7 protein-coding genes and 1 pseudogene are annotated in these 8,502 nt (G+C 71.7%); all 8 read left to right on the forward strand.

Features of this window, described 5'->3' with window-relative positions; translation table 11 throughout:
* The first annotated feature begins 172 nt into the window (after positions 1-172).
* The 8 genes and pseudogenes from FNH08_RS37350 (at position 173) to FNH08_RS37385 (ending at position 8,401) form a co-directional block, all read left to right on the forward strand.
* Positions 173-928, forward strand: a complete 756-nt coding sequence (locus tag FNH08_RS37350) for a leucine-rich repeat domain-containing protein (RefSeq protein ID WP_322726120.1) — start codon at positions 173-175, stop codon at positions 926-928.
* Positions 929-1,036: 108 nt separating this feature from the next.
* Positions 1,037-1,498: a hypothetical protein gene (locus FNH08_RS37355; protein WP_152775967.1), complete on the forward strand. Its 462-nt coding sequence runs from the start codon at positions 1,037-1,039 to the stop codon at positions 1,496-1,498.
* A 143-nt stretch (positions 1,499-1,641) separates the two neighbouring features.
* Positions 1,642-1,809: pseudogene (locus FNH08_RS37360) on the forward strand (integrase); the annotation flags it as partial.
* A 103-nt stretch (positions 1,810-1,912) separates the two neighbouring features.
* Positions 1,913-3,754, forward strand: coding sequence for a gamma-glutamyltransferase family protein (locus tag FNH08_RS37365; RefSeq protein ID WP_152775968.1), 1,842 nt, complete (start codon positions 1,913-1,915; stop codon positions 3,752-3,754).
* A 139-nt stretch (positions 3,755-3,893) separates the two neighbouring features.
* Complete coding sequence (locus FNH08_RS37370) at positions 3,894-4,739, forward strand: inositol monophosphatase family protein (protein WP_152775969.1); 846 nt, start codon at positions 3,894-3,896, stop codon at positions 4,737-4,739.
* A 167-nt stretch (positions 4,740-4,906) separates the two neighbouring features.
* A complete protein-coding gene (locus FNH08_RS37375; RefSeq protein WP_152775973.1) occupies positions 4,907-6,352 on the forward strand; it encodes a phytoene desaturase family protein in 1,446 nt (481 codons plus the stop codon).
* An 86-nt stretch (positions 6,353-6,438) separates the two neighbouring features.
* Positions 6,439-7,476, forward strand: coding sequence for an SCO3242 family prenyltransferase (locus FNH08_RS37380; RefSeq protein ID WP_152775970.1), 1,038 nt, complete (start codon positions 6,439-6,441; stop codon positions 7,474-7,476).
* A gap of 79 nt (positions 7,477-7,555) precedes the next feature.
* Positions 7,556-8,401 (forward strand): sugar phosphate isomerase/epimerase family protein, encoded by an 846-nt coding sequence (locus FNH08_RS37385; protein WP_152775971.1) that lies wholly within the window; start codon positions 7,556-7,558, stop codon positions 8,399-8,401.
* Positions 8,402-8,502 lie beyond the last annotated feature (101 nt).

The raw sequence follows: 8,502 nt of genomic DNA on the forward strand, positions 1-8,502 counted from the left end.
CCCACCACCCCTGCCACCGCCCCATCTGGGCCGAGCACGCCGAACGCACCGAGACGTTCATCGGGCAGCTCGGCACGACACGCAAGTCCGAACGCACCCGGCTCCAAGCCGACCACGACCGGGCCCTCCGCGTCGTCGCCGGAATCGACGCCGCGAGACAATTCCAACCAGAGTGAGCAAGATCCGGAACGAAATTGGGGGCAATCCCGTGACACAAGCATTGAATCTATGGCAGCACGGTCTCGGAGAGGTGCCGGAGTCGGTTTGGCTGCGGACCGACCTGGAGATCTTGATTCTCGCGGACAACGGGCTGACGACGATCTCACCCAAGATCGGAACTCTGCATCGCCTGCACACGCTGGACCTGGGGCACAACGCGCTCACCACGGTGCCCAACGAACTGGGTGAGTTGGCAGCACTCACCGACTTCCTCTACCTGCACGACAACCGCTTGACAGAGCTCCCCGAGTCGCTGGGACGACTGACGCGGCTGCGCTACCTCAACGTCAGCGAAAACAGCCTCACCGAACTCCCTGAAACCATCGGCAACATGCGCTACCTCGTCGAGTTGCGAGCACAGCACAACCACCTGGCCGGGCTCCCCGACACGATCGGCAGCCTGTCTCAGCTGCGAGAACTGTGGCTCCGCGGAAACGGCCTTCCCCGGCTACCGGAATCCTCCGCCGAACTGACGCAACTGCGTCACCTGGACCTTCGCGAAAATGCGCTGACCGAGATCCCCGAGCCCCTGGCCGAGCTCCCTCTGCTCCGACACCTCGATCTACGTGCCAACCACGTCAAGAAGCTGCCCGGCTGGCTCGCCCGGATGCCCTCACTGGAGAAACTGGACCTCCGCTGGAACGACCTCGAACCCGCCCCGCGGCTCCTCGACGACCTGGTCCAACGTGGGTGCGTTGTCCTGAAGTGATCCAGCCCCCACCTCGGCACCACCTTCACGAGACCACCGCCGACGACGCCCCAACTCTGCGGGCAGACGACGCCGCCGGTGTCCCATCCGGCCGCAACAGGAGTCACCATGAGGATCAGCGCAGCCCAGCGGGCCGAGAACGAGAACCGCGTCCGGGCCGCCATGGACCGTCTCCTGCGCGGCGAGATCCCTCCCGGCGGAAAGTGTGACGTCAAGACCCTCGCCCGCGAAGCAGGCGTCGACCGCACTGCCTTCTACGGCACCCGTCCCTACGCTCACCTCCGCGTCGAGTTCGAACGCCGCCAGAAAGCACTGCAGCAGGCCGGCGAGATCCCCGACCCGCGCGAGGCCCAGATCGCCCGCCTCAAGGCAGCAAACACCAAGCTCAACGAGCGGCTGGCACAGTCGGAGCAGACGGTCGACGAGCTCACTGACTTCCGCACCCAGGCCCTGGCTCGACTCGCCGCCCAGCGCGAGGAGATCGTCCGCCTCCGCGAAGCCGCCGCTGGGACGAGCCGAGTCAGCCGCCTTCCGGCACCGCGAACCACAGTGATCGGGACTTGCAGTTGAGACACCCACATGAGTGTGATCCCCGTCACCGCCGCCGCGGCGGAATGCAACACATCCGGCCGTCTACGTCGCGAAGGCGGCCACGACGACCGGCCTGCTCAATCGCCACACGAGGTCATCCGCACACGGCCTCTGCGGACACAAGGCATTCCTACGCATCCCTCGTGCTGGAGGCCGGAGAGTCGGTCGTCACTCTCGCCAAGTGGCTGGGGCATTCGTCGCCGACCATCACCCTCGATCACTACGCGCACTTCATGCCTGAGGCCGGGAAGAAGGGGCGCAGGGTGATCGATAGCCTGCTGGGGGAGTGAGCGACGGAAAGCAATGGCCCGAACTCCCCAGATTCTCCCCAGGCCCGATCCTGAGCGCAGACTCGAACGGCCGACGCACACAAACAGTGAGGTGAGAGCCCACATGTTCACGTCCCGCCCGACTCTCCAGGGCACCTTCGGCATGGTGTCCTCCACACACTGGCTCGCCTCGCAGTCGGCGATGGCCGTCCTGGAGGAGGGTGGGAACGCCTACGACGCCGCCGTGGCCGCGGGTTTCGTGCTGCACGTCGTCGAACCCCACCTCAACGGCCCGGCGGGCGAGGTGCCGATCATCCTCGCCCCGGCGGGCGGTGAGGTCAGGGTGCTGTGCGGGCAGGGCGTCGCGCCCGCCGGGGCCACGATCGAGCACTACAGGGGACTCGGTCTGGAACTCGTCCCCGGCACCGGCCCGCTCGCGGCGGCCGTGCCGGGCGCCTTCGACGCCTGGATGCTGTTGCTGCGCGACCACGGGACGAAGTCCCTCGCCGACGTCCTGAAGTACGCCATCGGGTACGCGGAGGACGGGCACGCGCCCGTGGAACGCGTCGGGGAGACCGTCGAGACGGTGCGTGCCCTCTTCGAGGGGGAGTGGCTCTCGTCGGCGGAGGTCTACCTGCCGGGAGGGAAGGCCCCGCGCGCGGGTGAGCTGCTGCGCAACCCGGCGCTGGCCGCCACCTGGAAGCGGCTGCTCACCGAGGTGTCCGGGGCGGGGAACCGGGTGGCCGAGATCGAGGCGGCCCGCGAGGTGTGGCGGTCCGGCTTCATCGCCGAGGCGCTCGTACGGCAGGCCGGGCGGCCCACGATGGACACCAGCGGCCAGCGCCACACCGGCACCCTCACAGCCGAAGACCTGGCGTCCTGGTCCGCGTCCTACGAGCCGCCGGTGACGTACGACTGGAACGGCTGGACCCTGTGCAAGGCGGGCCCCTGGAGCCAGGGTCCGGTGCTGCTGCAGCAACTCGCGCTCCTTCCGTCGCAGCTGCCGCCGTACGGGTCCGCCGAGTACGTGCACCTGCTGATCGAGGGCTGCAAGCTGGCGATGGCGGACCGGGAGGCCTGGTACGGGGACGCGGCCGAGGTGCCGGTGCAGGCTCTGCTGTCGGAGGAGTACAACGCCGGGCGGCGCGCGCTCGTCGGCGACACGGCGTCGTACGAGCTGCGGCCCGGCAGCCCCGGAGGGCGTGTTCCGCGGCTGAGTGCCCACGCGCGCGCGGTGGCCGCCAATGAGCCGGGGTTCGACGCGCTGGGGTTCGACGTGCTGGGTGTCGGCGAGCCGACGGTCGCGAAGAGCCCGCCGCCGCCGGTCCCGGGTGAGCCGGACGTCGCGGAGGACGGTGGCACCCGTGGCGACACCTGCCACCTGGACGTCGTCGACCGCTGGGGCAACATGGTCGCGGCCACGCCCAGCGGCGGCTGGCTCCAGTCCAACCCGGTCGTGCCCGAGCTCGGCTTCCCGCTCGGCACCCGGCTGCAGATGACATGGCTGGACGAGGGCCTGCCGAACTCCCTCACCCCCGGCCGCCGGCCGCGCACCACGCTCACGCCGTCGCTGGCGCTGCGTGACGGAGTGCCGGTGATGGCGTTCGGTACGCCCGGCGGCGACCAGCAGGACCAGTGGCAGCTGCACTTCTTCCTCGCGGTCGCCCTGCGGCCCCACGTCCGTGGCGGCCTCGACCTCCAGGGCGCGATCGACGCGCCGAACTGGCACAACGACTCCTTCCCCGGCTCCTTCTACCCCCGCGGCATGCGTCCCGGCAGCGTCACGGTCGAGTACCGCATGCCGTCCGGAGTCGTCGGGGAACTGCGTCGCCGTGGGCACGAGGTGCTGGTCGGCGACGCCTGGTCCGAGGGTCGGCTGTGCGCGGTCGCCCGCGATCCGGAGACCGGGGTGCTGTCCGCGGCGGCGAACCCACGGGGGATGCAGGGGTACGCGGTCGGCCGCTGACCGCGAGTGACCCCGAGCCCGAAGGGCCCCGGCCGCCGCCCGCTCCGGCCGGGCCCGGCGCCGACGGTATTCACGGCGATTCCACCCGGAGTGCACCGGACGGGCGGGGATTGTCAGTGATGCGTGCTCTCATGGAGACATGATCGAAGACAGTGAAACCATCGACGAGTTTCTCGCCCTGCACGTCACCGACGTCGAGGAGGCGATCCGCAAGGCGGCCGCCGCCGAGATCATGCCGCGCTTCCGCCAGCTCGCGGCACACGAGGTCGACCAGAAGAGCGGCCCGCACGACCTGGTGACGGACGCCGACCGCAAGGCCGAGCTGTATCTGACGGAGGCGCTCACCGAGCTGCTGCCCGGTTCCGTCGTGGTCGGCGAGGAGGCGGTGCACGCCAACCCCGCGTCGTACGAGGCGATTCAGGGCGAGGCACCGGTGTGGATCGTCGACCCGGTGGACGGCACCCGCCAGTTCGTCCGCGGCGAGCCCGGCTTCTGCACCCTGGTCGCGCTCGCCCTGCACGGCGTCCTGAGGGCCTCCTGGACGTACGCTCCGGCCCTCGACCTCGCCGCCGTCGCGGTACGGGGCCGGGGCGCCACCCTCGACGGCGAGCCCCTGCGGGCCGGCTCACCCGTGCCGGGGGAGGACCTGCGGGTGGCCACGTCCCACCCGGACTACACGACCGACGAACAGAAGCAGGCCCTCCTCGGGCTGTACACCGACGGCGTCGCCGCGCGCGCGTGCGGGTCGGCCGGACTGGAGTATCTCTCCATCGCGCGCGGTGACTTGGACGCCACCGGTTTCTCGTGGGAGGCCGCTTGGGACCACGCCGCGGGCCTCCTCCTGGTCGAGGAGGCGGGCGGCGCACACCTGACCCGCACGGGAGAGCCGTTCCGTATCACCGGAGGCAACGCGCTGCCGTTCACCGCTGCCCGCGACGAGGCGACGGCGCGCCGGGTGGCGGGCCTGCTGGCGGACGGAGCCTGAGCCGCGGGCGGGTTCGCGGGTCGGGTGCGCGGGGCGGGTTCCGCCACCCGGCGCGTCACCGTCGCGTCACCCGCCGCACCCCACCCGTGGCCCGGCCCTGTCGGTCCTCCGGCATATCCTGGTCCCGAGTGGCCACCGGCTGACGAAGGAGTCCGAAGGTGCCGTCGATGCTCGATGCGGTCGTGGTGGGTGCGGGGCCGAACGGACTGACGGCTGCCGTGGAGCTGGCCCGCCGGGGCTTCTCGGTGGCCGTGTTCGAGGCCCGCGACACCGTGGGCGGGGGAGCCCGTACCGAAGAGCTCACCCTGCCCGGCTTCCGGCACGACCCGTGCTCGGCCGCGCACCCGCTGGGCATCAACTCGCCCGCGTTCAACGCGATGCCGCTGCAGCGGTACGGGCTGGAGTGGCTGCACGCCGAGCGGCCCATGGCGCATCCGTTCCCCGACGGTACGGCCGCGGTGCTGGCCCGGTCGGTGGCCGAGACGGCGGCCTCGTTCGGGCCGCGTGACGCCGGGGCGTACCGCAGACTGGTCGAGCCGTTCCTGCCCAGGTGGGACACCCTGGTCCGCGACTTCATGTCGCTGCCGCTGACCGCCCTGCCCCGCGACCCGGTCACCCTGGCCCGCTTCGGCCTGGTCGGGCTGCCGCCCTCCACCTGGCTGACGCGCCGCTTCCGCGACGAGCGCGCCAAGACCCTGTTCGCCGGGCTGGTCGCCCATGTCATGGCCCCGCTGGACGGCCTCGCCACCGGCGCCGTCGGCCTGGTCTTCGCGCTGGCCGCGCACGCCCGCGGCTGGCCCGTCGCCCGCGGTGGCTCGCAGGCCGTCTCGGACGCGCTGACGGCGTACCTGAAGGACCTCGGCGGCACCGTCCACACCGACTACGAGGTCAAGCGCCTCGACGACCTGCCGCCCGCGCGCGCGTACGTCTTCGACACCTCACCCGCCGCCCTGGCCCGGATCGCGGGCTTCGGGCGCTACTACGAGACGTACCGGTACGGGGCGAGCGTCTTCAAGGTCGACTACGCGCTGGACGGCCCCGTCCCCTGGACCGCCGAGGAGGCCCGAGGCGCCGGCACCGTCCAGGTCGCGGCCGACGAGTCCGAGATCGGCGCCGCCCTGTACGCGGCCTCCCGCACGGACCGCGCACCGGACCCGCCCTTCCTGATCACCGTGCAGCCCAGCGTCGCCGACCCCACCCGCGCCCCCGAGGGCAAGCACGTCTTCTGGGCGTACGGCCATGTGCCCAACGGCTGGACCGGGGACCTCACGGATGCCATAGAGCGCCAACTGGAGCGTTTCGCACCGGGGTTCCGCGACCGCGTCCTCGCCCGTGCGACCGCCGGCCCGCCCGAACTGGCCGCGCGCAACGCCAACTACGTCGGCGGGGACATCGCCTGCGGTGCCGCCTCCGGACTGCAGCTCCTGCTCCGCCCCAAGCTCTCCCTGTTCCCCTACAGCACCCCGCATCCGGCGGTCTTCATCTGCTCGTCGGCGACCCCGCCGGGGCCCGGCGTGCACGGAATGTCGGGCCACAACGCGGCCAAGGCCGTGTGGCGGCGGCTGCGGGCTCGGCAAAATGACTCATTTTTGCACCCAGTTGACACGTCCTGAAAAGGGCAACCACTGTCGCCCATGTCACTTCTCCTACTCGGCGGTAATTAACTGAAAGTTCAAGAGGTGCTGGGTAAGGTGCGGTTATGAAAGATCGGAAAGCGGTTTCCCGCTTAGGATCCCGGTCGGCACCGCACCTCGCCGACCTGGCGCTCCTCGTCAGGGCGCCGGCCGCGCTGAGTGTCCCTGGTGACGTGATCGCGGGAGCGGCTGCCGCCGGACGCCCGCTGGGGGCCCGCACGTTGGGCGTCATCGGTTCGTCCGTCTGCCTCTACTGGGCGGGGATGGCCCTCAACGACTACGCCGACGCCACCGTCGACGCCGTCGAACGCCCCGGCCGCCCGGTCCCCTCGGGCCGTGTGCCCCGCCGCACCGCGCTCGCCGTGGCCGGCGGGCTGACCGTCGCGGGCCTCGGTCTCGCCGCAGCCGCAGGGGGGCGCCGGAGTCTAGTGGGAGCGCTCCCGCTGGCGGGTCTGGTCTGGGCGTACGACCTGAAGCTCAAGTCCACCCCGGCCGGTGCGGCGGCCATGGCCGGGGCCCGCACCCTGGACGTCCTGGCCGGCGCGCTGGCCCCCGGGCCCACCCGCGGATCGAGCAGAAACGTTTCGGCGGCTGTCGCGCTGCGCCGAGGCGCCGTCCCCGCAGCCCTCGTCGGCGCCCACACCTACACGCTGACCACCCTGAGCAGGCACGAGATCTCCGGCGCCCCCGCGCGCCTGCCGGCCACGACCCTCGCCGTCTCCACGGCCACGGCGCTCGCCACCGCGCTCCCCGCGATGCGGGCGGCCGCCTCCGCCGGGCGCCCGCTCCCTGCTTCCCGGGTGGCCGCCTCCGCCGGACCGGACGCGGCCACAGGGCGCACCGCCCTCCGTACGGCCCTCCGCACCGGCCTCGTCGCCGCGGGCGCCCTCGCCTACCTGGGCACGTACGGGACGGCCCAGGCCCGGGCCGCACGTGAGCCCTCGGGCGAGAACGTACGGCGGGCCGTGGGCGCCGGAATCCTTGGGCTCATGCCCCTGCAGGCGGCCCTCACCGCGCGGGGCGGCGCACCGGCCGTCGCCGCGGCACTCGGCGCGGTCCACCCCCTTGCCCGCCGACTGGCCCGGCGTATCTCCCCCACCTGACCCACCCGCCTTACCTGATCTACCTGACGTACCTGATCCACCCGACCCCACCGACACCTCCGTGTGAGGAACCGTCCGCATGAGACCTCCCCCCACCCCTCTCAGATTCGGCTACGGCACCAACGGCTTCACGAACCACCGCCTGACCGACGCCCTCACCGTCCTCGCCGACCTCGGCTACGACGGCGTGGCCCTCACCCTCGACCACGGGCACCTCGACCCGTACGCCGACGACCTGCGCCGACGCGTGGCCGTGCTCGCCCGACACCTGTCGCGCCACGGGCTGGACGTCACCGTCGAGACCGGTGCCCCCTACTTCCTGGACCCCTGGGGCAAGCACCTGCCCACACTGATGTCGGACGGGTCCGAGCTCAGGATCGACCTGTTGCGGCGTGCCCTGCGCATCGCGGCCGACCTCGGCTCGCCCACCGTCCATCTGTGCAGCGGCCCCGCGCCCGACCGACTGCCGGAGGAGGACGCGTTCAAGCGCCTCGCGGCCGGCGTCGAGACGGTCCTGGAGACGGCGGCGCGGTACGGGGTGGCGCTGGCCTTCGAGCCGGAGCCGTACATGTTCGTCGACACTGTGGAGCGCTGCCTGGAACTCGCCGAACGGGTCGGCGGGCACGAACTGTTCGGGATCACCCTGGACCTGGGGCACGCGTACTGCGTGGAGGAGCGGTCCCTGCTCGACTGTGTGCGCCTGGCCGCCCCCCGGCTGCGGAACGTGCAGATCGAGGACATGCGCCGTGGCGTCCACCAGCACCTGGAGTTCGGCGCCGGCGAGATCGACTTCCCTCCCGTGCTGGCCGCCCTGCGCGACCTCGGACACCGCGGCCTGGTCTCCGTCGAGATCCAGGGCGGCTCGCTCGACGCCCCTGACATCGCCCGCCGTTCGATCGAGTTCCTGCGCGCGGCGTCGGCGTAGGCGCGCCCCCTCCTTGCTCCTTTCCCAACTCCTCCGACCTCGCAGGAAGTTGCTCAGTCATGGCTGTCACGAGCCCTCACCCCCCGGCACCCACGGACCCC

The organism is Streptomyces spongiae (assembly GCF_009377185.1).
GTDB classification, from domain to species: Bacteria; Actinomycetota; Actinomycetes; order Streptomycetales; family Streptomycetaceae; genus Streptomyces; species Streptomyces spongiae.

Coding starts and splice junctions, on each gene's coding strand:
- FNH08_RS37355 (WP_152775967.1), top strand. CDS start 1,037: ATGAGGATCAGCGCAGCCCAGCGGGCCGAGAACGAGAACCGCGTCCGG.
- FNH08_RS37365 (WP_152775968.1), top strand. CDS start 1,913: ATGTTCACGTCCCGCCCGACTCTCCAGGGCACCTTCGGCATGGTGTCC.
- FNH08_RS37370 (WP_152775969.1), top strand. CDS start 3,894: ATGATCGAAGACAGTGAAACCATCGACGAGTTTCTCGCCCTGCACGTC.
- FNH08_RS37375 (WP_152775973.1), top strand. CDS start 4,907: ATGCTCGATGCGGTCGTGGTGGGTGCGGGGCCGAACGGACTGACGGCT.
- FNH08_RS37380 (WP_152775970.1), top strand. CDS start 6,439: ATGAAAGATCGGAAAGCGGTTTCCCGCTTAGGATCCCGGTCGGCACCG.
- FNH08_RS37385 (WP_152775971.1), top strand. CDS start 7,556: ATGAGACCTCCCCCCACCCCTCTCAGATTCGGCTACGGCACCAACGGC.